This window comes from Clostridium sp. MCC344 (assembly GCF_018785365.1).
GTDB lineage: Bacteria > Bacillota > Clostridia > Lachnospirales > Lachnospiraceae > Pilosibacter.
This window is the reverse complement of sequence record NZ_WQPQ01000080.1, coordinates 20567-37209: the sequence shown is the minus strand read 5'-3', so window position 1 is coordinate 37209 and position 16643 is coordinate 20567. Positions and strand designations below refer to the sequence as shown.

Below are 16643 nucleotides of genomic sequence, written 5' to 3'. Positions count from 1 at the left end.
TATGCATGAGTAAATATCAACTGTGCAAGAGTAAACTCCACCGCCCTTTGGAGAAGTGGAATTTAAATTTTCATTTTAGGTTGATAGAATAGAAACCCAACCGGATTGATATGCCTCTCAAAACATGGTATAATAATGTGCAGCTTGCAGAGAGGAGACCAAGATGAAAAAAACATATTTGTACATGAGCATATTGGGAATGAGCGTTGCTCTGGCGGCTGGCTGTCAGAAGGCAGATACGGCAGAGACCACGGTAACTGTGGAAACAACAGCAGAACAGAGTACGGAGACAGAAAGTACGTCTCCTGCTGAGAGTGAGACATCGGATGACGCGGAGATACTGAAGAATTATCATCTCCTTCAGGGTGTCATCGTAAAGACGGATTCTGAAAAGGGCACTTTCACCGTAAAGACTGATGACGGTGCGGAATATACGCTCGCAACGGAAAATATCCATGATGTGGAGACGGAGATCGCGGATGACAGTGTTGTAGCGATCGGATATATCGGAGAGGAACTTCATGACAGCGATCAGCTGGAAGATGTTGAGCTGGTGATCGCGGCTCCGGGCGATGATGACTGGACGATCGCATATGCGGAAGGAACAACGACCGCCAACGCGATGAGCACATTTACCATGGTGACAGCGGATGGAACCGAGATGGGATTTATGAAAGATGGCTGCCCGATGGATGAAGATGCTTTAGGCGGAGACAGCGGTGCGAAGGTTGGAGTTGTCTATATGGATTCCGAAGATGTGAGCTTTCCGCTGGAGATCAAGAAATTAGAGGAATAAGGCTGAGGCGATCAGCGACAGGTAAAGTAGGATCGATAAAAGCCGGAAATAAAAAAGGCGGATATTTGCTGCTTTTCATGGCGGGAGTCTTCAGATTCCCAAAGTCTGAATGATACTGTCATGGCAGCGAATCATGCCGATGATATAACAGGAAAGAAATGAGGTCTTAAGATGGCAGATTTATTTCACCGTGTAAGTATTCGAAAATTCAAAGACGAAGCAGTTTCCAGTGAGGATATCGGATATATCCTGGAAGCGGCGATGGCAGCCCCGTCGGCAAAGAACCAGCAGCCGTGGGAGTTCTATGTGATCCAGAACCGTGAGGTATTAAAGAAGCTTGGAGAGTCCAGCCCGTTCTCGGGTCCGGCAGGAAACGCACCGGTTGCGATCGTGAGTGCATATCGCGAGGACTGCGAATTGCCGGAGTTTGCACACATCGACATGAGCATCGCGATGGAGAACCTGTGGCTTGCAGCTGATGAGATCGGACTCGGCGGCGTATGGCTCGGTGTTGCACCGCGTGAGGACCGCATGAAAGAGGTCGAAGAGATTGTCGGGATCCCGGAAGGACAGCGCGCATTCGGAATCTTCGCAATGGGCTATCCGGCTGAGGAACGCACCCAGCAGGATCGGTTTGATCAGAGCAGGATCCATTATGTGAGATAATTAAGAAGAAACGAAAAGGGGACAGCCTGAAGAGGATATTGCCTTAGAAGTCAGATTTTAAAACCTGACGCATGAAGCACAGTATACTCTTTGGACTGTCCCTTTTTTATATACGGGCTAATCTGAAAACCGGAGTAACAACGTTTTGGAAATCAGACCATCATCGGGCAGACGGGAATGGAATCGAGTTCTTCCTGTTCAGACAGTTTGAGATTTCTGATATCGATATCGGTCTGGATATCCAGAAAATATTTGTCAGACACACCGAAATACTTGGCGAGGCGGAGAGAAGTATCTGCGGTGATCTTACGGCGGTCATGCAGAATGTCCTGGATCCTGGAGACAGGGACATGGATATCCTGCGCGAGGCGGTAGGCGGAAATGCCGTAGGGTTTCATAAACTCTTCGATTAAAATTTCGCTGATGGTTGGAGTTGTGATATAGTTTGGCATAAAAAGATCTCCTTTCATTTTAAACTATGTGATGATCATGAATGGTAATCAACTATTTCGAGGTCAAAAAAATCATTTCCTATAATTCTAAAACAGATGCGGTATTGTGCATTAATTCGAATGCTGTATTGCCCTTCGCGATTTCCATGAAGCAATTCCAGATGATTGGCAGGAGGAATTCTTAAATCTTCTAGGGAAGTAGCATTGTCGATCATGATTAGTTTTCTCAGAGCAATTCTCTGAATGGACTGTGGTAGTTTCTTTGAAAATTCCTGATTATAGATTTTTTCAGTTTCTTTATCTGCGAAGTTTTTTATCATATTTATGTACCTCAATTATACCTGTTTTGCATGTACATGTCAAACAGAAAACAAATGTTATAAAGTGACTTTGATAAATAAAGTGAAATAGATAATACGGATGTCATGTTTAGAAGTAATGATTGTATAAAAAAGAAATTAAAAGGAATGTAGAAAATTTATGCGATACAAGATTATAGGACCAGAGGATTCAGAAGATGGTGAGCAATAGTGTAAGCTACCCTGATAAGAATTGCAATAGAAAACGAAAATGTTTAAGAAACATTTTATATGTGTTATATGTAAAACTGAAATGCAGGAGACTCCTGCATTTCAGCCTTGCACATTTTACAGATTCTTCTCGAAAAACTCCTCCGCATTCCGGAACAGGATCCCTTCAGCCAGTTCTGTTGACATCCCCTGATCAAGGAAATATTCGTACAGTGCAGCTGCTTTTTCAGGACTGTCCAGGTATGTAGGGAGAGTCGCGCCATCGAAATCGGAGCCGAGGGCGAGATTTTTGTATGCACCGAGCTTGAAAAAGTGCTCGATGTGGCGATAGAGGTCCTCCGGGGAATCGCCGGTGCCGCCGTCGGTGATGAAGCTTTTACAGTAATTGAGACCGATCAGGCAGCCGCGGCGGACCATTTCGCGGATCATGTCGTCCGTGAGATTTCTCTTGTGGGAGCAGACAGCTCTGGCGTTGGAGTGGGTCGCGACGAACGGACGGCGGGCGGTCTCAAAGAGATCGGCATATCCGGCATCATTTAAGTGGGAGACATCGACGAGAATTCCGCAGTCTTCCATCTCATGGACAGCCTGTCTGCCAAAATCTGTCATGCCGTGTGTGGTCGTATGACCGGAACCGAGTTCGTTTTCGCCGTTCCAGGTGAGCGTCATGCAGCGGACGCCATCATCCGCAAGCTTTTTTACGCGGGTGATGTCACCGGCAAGCGCGGAGCCGTTTTCGATGGTCAAAAAGGCTGCGGTTTTGCCGGAATTCCACGCAGCCTTCATATCGGAAGCGGTGTGGCAGGGAGTGACGCGGTCACAGAATTTCTTCATCTGCCGGTTGAAGTTATCCCGGTTCGTCTCATAGTAATCGATCGCGGCCTGCCCGCGGTATTCGTCAGGAATGAATACCGCGTAGAACTGTGCCCAGTGGACATCGGCCGGGATCGCGGATAAAGAGAGAACACGCCCCGGGTCATCCAGAGTGTCCGGGTCGGAGTTCTTGTGGATGCAGTCGGTGAGAGTGTCACAGTGCAGGTCGATCAGTGCGTAAGAATTCATGGAAGATTCCTCCTGAAAATGGATTATTTTAAGCTAAAGTCGGTAATTTTGCGGAGCCTAACATAGCAGCGCTGGATGATCGTGGCTTGTAGTTGATGATTTTGTAAAAATGCTTCAGTCAGGTGCTGTTGCATTGATATTTTGGCAATGGCCGCCTAAAATCACGCTGAGAGCTGAGAGCTGAGAGCTGAGAGCTGAGAGCTGAGAGCTGAGAGCTGAGAGCTGAGAGCTGAGAGCTGAGAGCTGAGAGCTCTAATTCTGTCTTCGAATTTCGCCCTTTAAAATGATCGGGTAGCGGATCAGCTTCCCGGAATCAAGATTTTCCTTGTTCATATCCACCGCCGTGATCTGATGATTTTCATAAGTTGTATAGTAATAAGTTCCGGTCTCCGCGCTGCAGCAGGAGGTGTAGATCGTGATCTCATACTTTCCTTCCGCGACCTCACAGCATCCGCGCTGCTGGTCCACAGACCCTAAAATGTGGAAAAACTGGCTGACGCTTTCTTCCTCGCTGTCACCGGAGACAGAGTGTGCACGGGTAAACGCCACACGCGCAAAGCGGGACTGGGAGGAGAGATCGCCCGGGAGTCCGAGGGCACCCATGCCGCGGCTGTAGGTGGAAAGCGGTGCATCCGGCGCGAAGTGGTTCTCCGGCTGGCGCGGGGAGAGACTGAGGTAATTATTTAAATGGAACATCTGCATATCAAACGGCGGATTGTTTGTCAGAACTCCGACCGGATCGTCATGAACATGGAGTCCGTCTTTCATGGACTCGACAACGATCGCCTCGTCTTTGTCTGCGATGATCCAGTGAAGGCTGGCCGCCGGCAGCTGGGGATTAAACGGGGTCCCGACAAGGTTCATAACGGCGAGTTTTTCTTTCGCCTCGCTGACGGTCGCGCACTGGCTTAAGATCCACGGAATAAATTCGAACTGGGCGACATTTTCAACCCCGTCTTTCATATCCGCATATGCCGCATTGCCGACAAAGTTGAGTCCGGCCATGCCGAGCCCTTTTTCGTTCATGGCATCGTAATATAACGGATAATCCCCGGCGATATGTGCCATGCCGATGATCGCATAGTGGGAGTCGTGCGTGCCCATATGGCGGAACGGGATCGGGTAATTGCGCGGGGTGATCGTGATCTCTTCTCCATAGGAAAATTCATAGTCTAAGGTTCGTCCGAAGTAAAATCCTTTTGTTTTGTAAGTTGCTGCTGTACACATAAGAGAAAACCTCCATTCCTGTTGTGAACAAAGAACTGTCGTAACTGTGAGGGTACTGAGCAGTTACGAATTGCCAATAGAAGACTGCACAGATGCCCGGACAGATACCGAACTGTCTGCCAAAGGTGCAGAATGGACTGCATGTCTTCTGAAATGAGTTTCGAATCAGTAAGAAATCGTCTGCAGCTGCTGATCCGCCTGGACTCGAACGCGAAATGACGGCAAAAGCGGCTGCACGTGTGGACAAAGAATGCCCGTACTGTAACAGTATACCGCATTCCCTGAAAAAATTCATTAAAAAGAGCTTTACAAAAACACTTTAGTATGGTAACATGATAACACGATGAAAACAGAGAAACAAAATCGAATAAAAACGCGACATTCGGTTTTAGGATAGGAAAAAAGTCAACGGAAACCGCCTGATCAAGGGCAGGCAGATATGAGGAGGACAATTATTATGAAGAAAAGATTATTAAGCGCAGTTATGGCATCCGCAATGGTACTTTCTCTCGCAGCATGCGGAGGAGCAAAGACAGAGACAACCGCAGCAGAGACATCTGCTGAGTCCAAAGAGGAGACAACCGCAGCTGATACATCCGCAGCAGAGGAGACAAAGACAGCAGGCGGCACACTGATCGTTGGTTTTGACCAGGATTTCCCGCCAATGGGATTCGTTGGTGATGATGGAGAGTACACAGGATTCGACCTTGACCTTGCAAAGGAAGTTGCAAAACGTCTTGGCTTAGAGTACAAGGCACAGCCGATCGCCTGGGACTCCAAGGATATGGAGCTTGAGTCTGGAAATATCGACTGCATCTGGAACGGATTCACGATCACAGGCCGTGAGGATGATTACACATGGACTGAGCCGTATATGGCAAACAAGCAGGTATTCATTGTAGCAAACGATTCTGATATCAAGAGCCAGGCTGATCTCGCCGGAAAGAATGTGGAGGTACAGGCAGATTCTTCCGCTGAGGCAGCATTAAAGGAAAATCCGGACCTCACAAACACCTTCGGACAGCTTTTAACAACGGCTGATTACAACACAGCGTTCATGGATCTGGAACAGGGCGCTGTTGATGCCGTAGCGATGGACGTTATCGTTGCAGGATATCAGATCAAACAGAGAAACGCAGATTTCAAGATCCTTGACGATTCCCTTTCCGAGGAAGAGTACGGTGTTGGCTTCAAGAAAGGCAACACAGAGTTAAGAGACAAGGTTCAGGCAACTTTAGAGGAGATGGCAGCAGACGGAACACTTGCAAAGATCTCTGATGAGTGGTTCGGTGAGGACGTTACAACGATCGGAAACAAGTAAAAACACGCTTTGCGAGTTTCCCCTTGTTATCGCGACAGTCGCCAAGGTCCCGCGTAAGCGCGGACTTTGGCTCGTTGTTCGCATAAATAAATGATATTTGACACATATGTCAATATCATATAAAATGAATGCAGGACTCAGATTACGGGAACCGGTTGACAGTTCCCGTAATTTGTCTTGTTAAAAAAAAAACTTTACAAAAGCACGGTCAGATGATATGGACCGTGAAACCATGAAGGAAAGCAGGTAAGATCGTATGGGTAAAATGACAATCGGGCAGATGATCGCTCAGCTCGGAAGCGGTATGCTGATCAGTACGCAGATCTTTGTGATCACGCTGCTGTTCTCCCTGCCGCTCGGACTTGTTGTAGCGTTCGGGCGCATGTCGAAAAACCGCGTGATCAGCATGATCGTAAAATTTTATATCTCGATCATGCGTGGAACTCCGTTAATGCTGCAGCTGATGGTCGTTTATTTCGGACCATACTATCTGTTCCATATCAAAGTCGGGAGCAGCTATCGTCTGACAGCGACATTCATCGGCTTTGTGATCAACTACGCCGCGTATTTTGCGGAAATCTACCGCAGCGGCATCCAGTCCATGCCGGTGGGACAGTATGAGGCAGCACAGATCCTGGGCTACAATAAAGCACAGACATTTTTCAAGATCATTCTGCCGCAGGTCATCAAGCGGATCCTGCCGTCGATCACGAATGAGGTTATCACACTTGTGAAGGATACTTCTCTGGCGTTCACGCTGAGCGTTGCCGAGATGTTCTCGATCGCGAAGGCGCTGGCGGCTTCCCAGACAAACATGATCCCGTTTGTGGCAGCCGGAATCTTCTATTATGTGTTCAACCTGATCGTGGCGGTCGTTATGGAGTGGATCGAGAAGAAACTGGATTATTACCGGTAGGATGGAGGTGTTCGGATCATGAATCTGTTAGAATTAAATCATGTGGAAAAATCATTTGAAAATTTATCCGTGCTGAAAGATATCTCCATCAGCATCGGTGAGGGCGAGATCGTATCCATCATCGGACCATCCGGATCCGGAAAATCAACGCTGCTTCGCTGTGCGACGATGTTAGAAAAAATGGATGGCGGCGAGATCGTCTATCTTGGGAAAAAGGCTGCATGGACAGACAAGGACGGACGTGTCGTCTATGCGGACAAAAAGGAAATGAAGGAGATCCGGAGCCAGTATGGCCTCGTATTCCAGAACTTTAACCTGTTCCCGCATTATTCGGTCTTAAAGAACATCACGGACGCACCGATCCATGTTCAGAAGCGCGATAAGGAGACTGTATATAAGGAAGCGAGAGAGCTTTTAAAGAAGATGGGTCTGTCGGACAAAGAAGATTATTATCCGTGCCAGCTGTCCGGCGGACAGTGCCAGCGTGTGGCGATCGCAAGAGCCCTGGCGCTGAACCCGAAGATCCTGTTCTTCGATGAGCCGACCTCTGCGCTCGATCCGGAGCTGACGGCGGAGGTGCTGAAGGTGATCCGTTCCCTGGCAGATTTAAATATCGCCATGGTGATCGTCACCCACGAGATGGCGTTTGCGAGAGATATCTCCCACCGCGTGATCTTCATGGAAGGCGGAGTGATCGTGGAAGAAGGAACGCCGGAGAAGGTATTCTCCTCTGACAATGAGAGAATGAAGAGTTTCCTCGGAAGATATGGGGAGATCCTGTAGGACCTTGCGATCGGGAATGTGAAACATCGGGAAAACCCACCTATAGGAAAAACTGAAAAATATGATTTACAACCGGAGATAGGTATTGTATAATCATCGACGGGAATGAAGTTCTCCCATGGGAAACCAGAACCGCTTATGATGAGCTGATGACTTCTGTGATGACGGGCTGTCCGGGACGGCGCTTTTTAGCGTGTGCTGCGGGGCTTAAGTCACAGGAGAGTCAGCTCTTTTTTTGTGCAGCAGGAAATTCCGATGGAACTTCCTGCCGCGCAAAAAGGCACATTTTTTCGGGAAAATATTTTCTCATTAATAAAATTGGGAGCAATCGTTTCGGATGGAATAGGAACTTTAAAAATGAAATTTTGAGTAACAGTTTCCCAAATAAAAGCAGAATTGTGGAAGGCACGTTTTTGCAGAAAAAAGGAGAAAAATTATGTTGACATCACTTGCACTAATCTTTCTGGTGGGACTTTCCGCGGCGGCGATCTGCGGATATCTTCACCTGCCGCGCATTATCGGAATGCTGTTTACCGGCATCATCCTGGGACCGCATGTCCTGGGACTTCTCGATGATAAGATCTTATCGATCTCCTCGGAACTTCGCCAGATCGCGCTGATCATCATCCTGTTAAAGGCGGGACTTTCCCTGAACCTTGCGGATCTGAAGAAAGTCGGGCGTCCGGCCGTCATGATGGCTTTTGTACCGGCGAGTTTTGAAATCTGTGGATATCTTCTCTGCGCTCCGATGATCCTGGGGATAACGAGAATTGAGTCTGCTGTCATGGGTGCGGTCCTCACGGCTGTTTCCCCGGCGGTCGTTGTGCCGCGGATGGTACAGCTGATGGAAAATAGATATGGAACGGAAAAGAGTATCCCGCAGATGATCCTGGCCGGGGCATCGTGCGACGATATCTTCGTGATCGTCCTGTTTTCCACATTTGCCGGCATGGCACAGGGAGGAACGGCAGATTTTACGCAGTTTTTGAATGTTCCGGTGTCCATTGTGCTCGGAATCCTGCTGGGCGCTGCTGTCGGGTATCTTCTCAGCCTTTTCTTTGAGACTGCTTATGCGAAGGAACATTATGTGAGAAACAGCATGAAAGTCATTGTGGTCCTCGGGCTTTCGTTTCTCCTGATGGCGGTGGAAACATGGGCAAAACCGTATGTCTCCGTCTCCGGACTTCTTGCGGTTGTCAGCATGGCATGCGTCCTCAAAATGAAATGTCCGAAATCAGTTTCCGGAAGACTCTCAGAGAAGTTTGGAAAACTCTGGATCGCAGCGGAGGTAGTCCTGTTTGTGATGGTCGGCGCTGCAGTGGATATCCGGTATACGGCGACTGCAGGAGGCGCGGCTGTGGTGATGATCCTGCTTGCACTTATTTTCCGGGCAGCCGGAGTCTGCGTGTGCATGGCGGGAACCGCGCTGAACAAGAAAGAGCGCCTGTTTACCGTGATCGCGTATCTGCCGAAGGCAACAGTCCAGGCGGCGATCGGTTCTGTTCCGATGGCGATGGGGCTTTCCTGCGGACAGATTGTTCTCTCAGTGGCGGTTCTCGCGATCCTGATCACGGCGCCGCTCGGGGCGATCGGGATGGATGTGACGTATCGGAGGCTGTTAAAAAGACAGGAATAGTAAAAACATCCAGAGAACATTTCAGGGTTCACAAAACGGGAATGATGAGATATAATGAATGGCACAAATATAGTAGGAAAATAGATGTTCAGAAACTGACAGGAGGAGAACAATGGATTTCGAAAAATTATGTGCAGAGAGATATTCGCTTAGAAAGTTCAGCGGCCGTCCGGTCGAAGCAGAAAAGCTGGAGAAGGTTCTGGAGGCAGGCCACAATGCACCGACGGCTCATAACCTTCAGCCGCAGCGAATTCTCGTGATGCAGAGCAAAGAGGCACTGGAAAAAGCGGAAGAGTGCACCGCGTGCAAGTTCCACCCGCCGGTGATCCTGGTTGTCGCTTATGATCCGGCGAAGGCATGGAACCGTGAGGGCGATATGAAGAATCATGGCGAGATCGACGCAACGATCGCAGCGACCCAGATGATGCTGCAGGCTGCGGATCTCGGTCTTGGAACCTGCTATGTCGGCATGTTCAGCCAGGAAAAGCTTCATGAGACATTCTCGGAGATGAAGGGACTCGTTGCGACAGCGATGCTCCCGCTCGGTTATCCGGCGGAGACGGCACATCCGTCAAGACTTCACGCAGATAGAATGCCGATCGATGAGATGGTGGTTCGCCTGTAGTTCTGATGTCCGGGATTCGCAGAATTGCAGAATGGCATTAGAATAAGAATACGAAGGAAAACAGGTCTGTCAGGGTGAAAAGTGACAGATCTGCCTGTTCACCTGCGTGTGCGCGTGAAGAAAACTTTTGTACGTATAAAAATACGCAGGAGGAGCTTTTTGTGGCACACTGGCAGATAGCATAGAACGACTGCCCGTGTGTGCACACGGCAGGACATTCAAAAAATGGAGGAACACAGATATGGAATACAAAGTTTCCGAAAAGGTTCAGAAGAAATTTGACACCCTGACAAAGGATGCAAAGGTCCAGAAAGCGTTACAGTTCATGGAAGAGGACCAGGATACCGTGATCGACAAACAGATCGAGCTGACACTGATCCCGGCTCCGACAAACCATGAGCAGAAGAAAGCTGCGAGACTTCTTGAGATGTTTAAGGAAGAAGGACTCACCGACTGCCATATCGACGAGTACGGCAACTGCGTTGGTATCCGGAAAGGTACCGGCGGCGGAAAGACAGTCCTTGTGGAAGGCCACATGGATACGGTATTCCCGCTTGACACGGAGCTTGAGATCGTCCGTGAGGACGGTTTTATCAAGTGCCCGGGCATCGTGGATGACACAAGAGGATGTGCGACGGTCCTCTCAACAATCCGTGCGCTGAACGCAGCCGGAATCCAGACAAAGGGAGATATCCAGTTCGTCGGAACTGTCCAGGAGGAAGGAACCGGCGCTTTAAAGGGAATGCAATATTATGTAAACCATCATCCGGAGCTGGATGCCAGCATCTCCGTTGACGGACCGGGATTTGAGGAGATCACCTACGAGGCAACCGGAATCCAGACATATGAGATCAATTTCCATGGCGTCGGCGGACATGCATGCGGAGCCTTTGCAAAGGTTGCGAACCCGATCCATGCGGCAGGACGCGCGATCGCAAAGATCGCTGAGATCCAGGTTCCGAAGGAGCCGATGACCACGTTTGCGGTTACAACGATGCAGGCAGGCAGCTTTGAGGCTGTCCATGCGATCGTTCCGGTCGCACAGATCCGCTTCAACTTCCGCTCCAACTCCCAGGAAGAACTCGAGAAACTTCGCAAGAAGATCTTTGATGCAATCGATGAGGCATGCAAAGAGGAGACCGAGCGCTGGGGTATGGACACCATCACATATGACGTAAAACATATCTGTGATGTCAATGCCGGCCACCAGGATCCGCATGCACCGATCGTAGAGGGCGCGATGGCGGCAGCAGAGTACCTTGGATGTGCGGAGCCGAAGCTCGGAAACGGTGGTTCTACAAACTGCAACCGTGCACTGGAAGCAGGACTTCCGGCCGTCTGCCTCGGAATGGGCGCAGATTACGATATCCATGCGCATATGCTGTCTGAGCAGTTTAAAGTCGAGGGAGCTTATAAGGGCTGCCAGCAGACACTGCTCCTGGCACTTCTCTGCGCAGGAACGGATGTAGTGGAAAGTATCATCGAGAAATAAGATCGTAACTGTTCAGTACTCTCGCAGTTACATAAGAATGTCAGAAAAAGGTACGGAATTGTTATATTCTGATCGAAACAGCGCAGGTTTGTCCTATATGGACGGACCTGCGTTTCGTTTTTGCGGAACAGGAAATCCAGGGATTTGTTCTGCAATACGGAATGAACTTTAGAGCCGCACTTTTGCCGTAGAAAAGCAAGGAAAAAGCAAGAAATAATCACCTTGACACCCTCTTATTGGTTAGCTACAATAGATGGTAACAGTTGGGATTGCGCAGATTTTTACCCGGAATTGTGTTGCAAGCTTGCTTGCATAAGCAATTCTGGGTGAAAAGCTGCATAAGGGCGACGCCCGGAGCTTCTTGAAGGCCGCAGGCATTCAAGAAGAGAGCAATCCGCCCCGTTGCAGGATGCTCAAGCAAGCTTGTTTGCATAAGCGCTTTTATCCGAAAAGATGCATAAGCCCAATTGTAAAAATAATAAAGGCAGGACAGAAACATGAAAAAATTAAGAATGCTTCTTCCGATCGGCGCTGTGATCGGTATGCTGGCGGTGGGAACAGCGTTTCCTGCAATGGCGGCTGTTGTTGATACGGACATGGCCAAGTTTGTGCGCGGCACAACGATCAATGCGGTAGATGTGTCAAAGCAGACAGCGACACAGGCGAAAGGCTATCTTGAAGGCTACTTCAACGAGCATTACGAGATTAAAATACAGGACGTGGACGGAAATCTGGAGACCTTAAAGGGAACAGATGTTGGATATCATCTGGATGTCACCGGCAGCGTTGATGATATTTTAAAGGAGCAGAATGACGCAGGAAGAAAGACAGGACCGGGCTCTGACCAGAGTTATACCGTGGCTGTGAAGGCGACGGTCGACGATGAGAAGCTTGCCGCAGCGCTTGCAAATCTGCACTGTGTAACGGCGGCAACACCGACCTCGAATGCGTATATCTCTGCTTATGAGGAAGGAAAACCGTTTACGATCGTTCCGGAAGTTCAGGGAAATGAGCTTGATATGGACAAGCTGAAAGCAGCTGTCAAGGATGCGCTTTTAAACCAGAAAAAGCAGATCAAACTGACAGATCATGACTGCTACAAAAAAGTCACGGTGAAGTCAGATGACGCAGCCCTGGTACAGCTCTGTGCGACCTTAAATGCGTATAAGGACATCAAGATCACTTATGATTTCGGTTCAAAGAAAGAGACTCTGGATGGTATGGAGCTGGCAAAATGGGTGACCGGGACAAATGGAAATGAGATTCAGGTGGACCGTGAGAAAGCCGCTGCATATGTGAAATCTTTAGCGGATAAGTATGACACTTACGGAAACCACAAATATAAGACGACATCCGGCCGCGATGTTGTCGTATATGGAAAATACGGCTGGAAGATCAATCAGGCTGCAGAGACGGATGCGCTGGTAGCGGCTGTGAAAGCATGCCAGACGACCGAGCGGGAACCGATCTACGAGAGCCGCGGTGCGACCCACGACAGATATGACTTCGGACAGACCTATATCGAGGTGGATCTTGCGACCCAGCATCTCTATTTCTATAAGGACGGAAAAGTGATCATCGACAGCCCGTTCGTATCCGGAAACGTGTCAAAGAATTATACGACGCCTCCGGGACTGTTTGAGCTGTATTATAAGCAGACAGACCGCGTATTAAAGGGAGAAGATTACGCGACTCCTGTAAAATACTGGATGCCGTTCAACGGCGGGATCGGACTTCATGATGCGAACTGGAGAAGCAAGTTCGGCGGTACGATCTACCAGACAAATGGTTCTCATGGCTGCATCAATCTGCCGCCGAAAGTAGCAGCGCAGGTCTATGAGAATGCGTATAAGGGAATTCCGATCATCTGCTGTAACTAGGGAAATTTGCAGAGTATGAGAGAGTGAGTGGGGTTTGAACTGAGAAAGCGGATCCTGCGCATCTGGAATTCGAAAAAATAATAGAAAACTGTTGGGATAAACAGCAGGAATGAAAACACCGGAAGGGAAAACAAAAATGGATAAACAGCAGGTTTTAAATCAGTTAAGAAACGCGAAGGAGATCTATGTGATCATGTCTCTGTGCACAAGAATGCCGTATGTGGTATGCGACAAGGAGACATTTGATGATGAAGTCCTGATCTACTTCACGGAGGAAGATGTTAAGCGCGAAGGTAAGCGCCTGGTTGAAGAAAAGATCCCGGTACAGATCGCAAAAGTGGATGCGAACCAGATGCTCCACTTCTACGGAAACCTTTACACGATGGGTGTGAACTGCCTGATGGTGGACCAGTACATGGATAGCGAATGCCGGATCCAGCTTCCGGAACTTGTAAGCCGTCCTGGCCAGAATAAGCCGGATACTCCGGAAGACGAGAAGAAGACATGGATCGAGAATCCGAGCCTTCATCTGACAGCCCTGTACTTCATGCAGGAGCTCCGCAGACAGAAATTTGAGACGATGCCGGAAGAATTAAAGGAAATGCAGGAGGAGATCCTTGCGGACTTCACCAAGGGAACCTACATTACCGCATTCCAGGAAGGCAGCGGCGTTCCGTTATTAAAACAGAAAAACGGCGATGCGTACCAGCCGATCTTTACAGATATCATCGAGTTCGGCAAATTCAATGCGAAAAACCAGTTTAAGGCGATCGCGGTTACAGCGAACAAGATCCCGAGCATCCTCGTAAAAGAGGCAAAGGGCGTTGTTGTAAACCCGTTCGGCGTAAACCTTCAGATGCCGATCACAAAGCGTACCGTGCCGAATCCGGAAGCGGCTGCACAGGCAGGCACACCGGAAGAGGTCCAGGCAACTCAGGTGGAAGTGAAGGCGGACAGCGAGAGAGCCGGAGCACAGGAAGAAGCCGAAGCTGAGAACAAGACTGAAAACTAAATAAAAGTAACGGTTCTGTTACGGGATCAGACTCCGGCGTGTTCGCGTCACTGGGAATAGTGCGCAGGATGCGGCGGAGTTTGTGATTGCGCGGGATGAGGAGGATGACAGCTGTGGAGAGCGACAGAAGGAAGATCGAAGAAGCATATTTAAAAGCGGTGGATATCGGTTATTCCTACCATCTGGCGAAAAAGATGGAGGAGTTTAAGAGTAATCCGGTCCTTGGTTACCGTACAGCGGGATCGAAAGCGGAATTTGATACCGGGGAATTTCTGAAAGAGGAAATGGAGCGGATCGGGCTTTCAGATATCCATAAAGATGAACTCTGCCTGGATTCCTGGGAGTTCGAGAAGGCAGTCCTGCGTTTTGCGGACCGGGATGGAAAGGAACATGAATTCCAGCTCGGTGCCTATCAGACGGAGTTTGTGACGGATGGATGGAAGGAATATCCACTGGTCTACGCAGGCCGCGGAAAGGAAGCGGACTACGACGGCGTGGATGTGACGGGATGTCTTGTGATGGTGGACATCAACCAGAGAGATGAGTGGTGGATCAACTATCCGGTCTATCAGGCTCATTTAAAGGGTGCAGCGGCGGTGATCGCAGTTCAGGATAACGGTTATGCGGAGATCGACAGCGAGGCGCTCAATGCCCAGGATATCGCGGGCCCAAAGGATGCCCCGGCATTTTCCATGTCAAAGAAAGATGCGGAGATCTTGAAGACTGCGTTAAAAGAGACTCCGCGGATTACAGTGCAGTTTGATGTAAAGTCTGTCGTGAAGGAAGATATGCCTGCCTACAATGTATGGGGAACGATCCCGGGAAAGTCGGACGATATGATCCTGCTCAGCGGCCACTATGATTCCTATTTTGACGGATTCCAGGATGACAACTGTGCGATCGCGCTGATGTTCGGGATCGCAAGGACGCTGTTAAGGATCGGCTATCAGCCGGAAAAGACCATCGTATTCTGCTGTATGGCGGCGGAAGAGTGGGGAATTGAAAACTCCAAGTACGACTGGTCGACGGGGGCATGGCAGCAGGTCTTTAAGATCCGGCCGGAATGGCAGGGAAAGGTGATCGCGGACCTGAATTTTGAGCTTCCGGCCTATGCGCATAATCCGTGGGATGCGATCCGGTCTACCTATGAATATGAGGATTTTCTGAAGGAATTTGTAAGAGAGTTTCCGGTGGACGCAAAAAAGGTCTACCCGGAAGGTCTCGGCGTCCAGTGCCCGATCGAGACCTGGTCGGATGATTTTTCCGTCGCGATCTCAGGAATCCCGTCGATGGTGAATGAATTCAGCAGTGCGGAGTTCATGGAGACACATTACCACTCCCAGTTTGATAATGACGAGTATTATAATGCGGATGTATTTCAGTTTCACCATGAGCTCTACGGACTTCTCGTCATGGCGTTTGACCGGGTAAAAGTAGCTCCGGTGAATGTCGGACGGACGCTTCAGGCGCTCCAGGAGAGCGTCAGACCGGTTACTGGCCGGGAAGATGAAAAGGGCATCAGGATCCTGCTGGAGCGGACGGCAGAGGCGAAGAAGATCGCGGATGCGGTATATAAAAGAGTGAAAGAGATTAATGAGATCTCCCGGGACGATGAATGCAATTTGCGGAATGTGGAAACCGGAGAAAAGAGTGTCGGATGGAGCGGCAAAGCTGCTTTCGGCAGCATGCCGGAAGCGGAGAAAAGAGAGCTGTCCGGTCCGGAAAATACAAAATATGCTGCGCTTCAGAGGCAGCTCCTGTATTTGTTCCGCAAATGCCAGGACTATTTTGTCCGTCTCAACTGGCACGATGAGGTCCTGTTCCCCCACGAGGCCGCCCAGAGCAATCTGCGCCATATCGGCGATGCAGTGCGCAGTCTGGAAAATAAGGACGTCAGAGGGGCTCTTGACGCCTTGTACCTGGTGGACAACAATCAGTATGCGTTTCAGTTTGACGATGAAGTATATCACTATTTTACGGAATATGTCCTGAACCAGGGAAAAGACCGGCTGCAGTGGGGAGCCGGACGGATCGTCCATCATGTGGATCTCTCGAAGGAGGTCAAGAGCCTTAAAAAGAAGATCGCCGAGGGCGGACATGACGTGTCGGAAGAGCTTTATGCACTGAAAAAAATGGAGGAAGAGCAGCTTGCCTGCTTTGACGATGACATAAGATATATGACCCAGGCCGTGGATACCCTGACGGACGGGTTAAAAAAAGCGAAAGAGGTGTTGGATTTTTAGTT

The 16643-nt window shown here is 49.3% G+C and carries 15 protein-coding genes and 1 riboswitch; of the genes, 11 read left to right on the top strand and 4 right to left on the bottom strand.

Annotation, left to right across the window (positions count from 1 at the left end):
* The first annotated feature begins 163 nt into the window (after nt 1-163).
* Nucleotides 164-796, top strand: a complete 633-nt coding sequence (locus tag GPK90_RS16660) for a hypothetical protein (protein ID WP_215703486.1) — start codon at nt 164-166, stop codon at nt 794-796.
* 171 nt (nt 797-967) lie between these two features.
* Nucleotides 968-1462 (top strand): nitroreductase family protein, encoded by a 495-nt coding sequence (locus GPK90_RS16655; protein WP_118531523.1) that lies wholly within the window; start codon nt 968-970, stop codon nt 1460-1462.
* 152 nt (nt 1463-1614) lie between these two features.
* Here GPK90_RS16655 and GPK90_RS16650 read toward each other — a convergent pair whose 3' ends face one another.
* From GPK90_RS16650 to bsh, 4 genes are all read right to left on the bottom strand, one after another.
* Nucleotides 1615-1914 carry a HigA family addiction module antitoxin gene (locus tag GPK90_RS16650; protein WP_215703485.1) on the bottom strand — a complete coding sequence of 100 codons (300 nt, stop codon included), beginning with the start codon at nt 1912-1914 and terminating at the stop codon, nt 1615-1617.
* Nucleotides 1915-1949: 35 nt separating this feature from the next.
* A complete protein-coding gene (locus tag GPK90_RS16645) occupies nt 1950-2234 on the bottom strand; it encodes a type II toxin-antitoxin system RelE/ParE family toxin (protein ID WP_215703484.1) in 285 nt (94 codons plus the stop codon).
* A gap of 327 nt (nt 2235-2561) precedes the next feature.
* On the bottom strand, nt 2562-3506 hold the full coding sequence (locus GPK90_RS16640; protein WP_118531529.1) for a dipeptidase: 945 nt from the start codon (nt 3504-3506) through the stop codon (nt 2562-2564).
* Between the two features lie 252 nt (nt 3507-3758).
* On the bottom strand, nt 3759-4733 hold the full coding sequence (gene bsh / locus GPK90_RS16635) for a choloylglycine hydrolase (protein WP_215703483.1): 975 nt from the start codon (nt 4731-4733) through the stop codon (nt 3759-3761).
* A 457-nt stretch (nt 4734-5190) separates the two neighbouring features.
* Here bsh and GPK90_RS16630 point away from each other — a divergent pair, with 457 nt between their 5' ends.
* From GPK90_RS16630 to GPK90_RS16590, 9 genes are all read left to right on the top strand, one after another.
* On the top strand, nt 5191-6054 hold the full coding sequence (locus tag GPK90_RS16630) for an amino acid ABC transporter substrate-binding protein (protein WP_142410862.1): 864 nt from the start codon (nt 5191-5193) through the stop codon (nt 6052-6054).
* A 256-nt stretch (nt 6055-6310) separates the two neighbouring features.
* A complete protein-coding gene (locus GPK90_RS16625; RefSeq protein WP_118297336.1) occupies nt 6311-6970 on the top strand; it encodes an amino acid ABC transporter permease in 660 nt (219 codons plus the stop codon).
* Between the two features lie 18 nt (nt 6971-6988).
* Nucleotides 6989-7753: an amino acid ABC transporter ATP-binding protein gene (locus tag GPK90_RS16620; RefSeq protein WP_118297335.1), complete on the top strand. Its 765-nt coding sequence runs from the start codon at nt 6989-6991 to the stop codon at nt 7751-7753.
* A 92-nt stretch (nt 7754-7845) separates the two neighbouring features.
* A riboswitch (Fluoride riboswitch) is annotated at nt 7846-7919 on the top strand.
* Nucleotides 7920-8189: 270 nt separating this feature from the next.
* A complete protein-coding gene (locus GPK90_RS16615; protein ID WP_215703482.1) occupies nt 8190-9389 on the top strand; it encodes a cation:proton antiporter in 1200 nt (399 codons plus the stop codon).
* Nucleotides 9390-9501: 112 nt separating this feature from the next.
* Entirely contained in the window at nt 9502-10014 is a 513-nt protein-coding gene (locus tag GPK90_RS16610; protein WP_215703481.1) for a nitroreductase family protein, read from the top strand.
* A 241-nt stretch (nt 10015-10255) separates the two neighbouring features.
* A complete protein-coding gene (locus GPK90_RS16605) occupies nt 10256-11506 on the top strand; it encodes a M20/M25/M40 family metallo-hydrolase (protein WP_215703480.1) in 1251 nt (416 codons plus the stop codon).
* A 497-nt stretch (nt 11507-12003) separates the two neighbouring features.
* Nucleotides 12004-13386 (top strand): L,D-transpeptidase family protein, encoded by a 1383-nt coding sequence (locus tag GPK90_RS16600; RefSeq protein WP_215703479.1) that lies wholly within the window; start codon nt 12004-12006, stop codon nt 13384-13386.
* A gap of 136 nt (nt 13387-13522) precedes the next feature.
* Nucleotides 13523-14398, top strand: a complete 876-nt coding sequence (locus GPK90_RS16595) for an SseB family protein (protein ID WP_118531610.1) — start codon at nt 13523-13525, stop codon at nt 14396-14398.
* 113 nt (nt 14399-14511) lie between these two features.
* On the top strand, nt 14512-16641 hold the full coding sequence (locus tag GPK90_RS16590) for a M28 family peptidase (protein ID WP_346011287.1): 2130 nt from the start codon (nt 14512-14514) through the stop codon (nt 16639-16641).
* Nucleotides 16642-16643 lie beyond the last annotated feature (2 nt).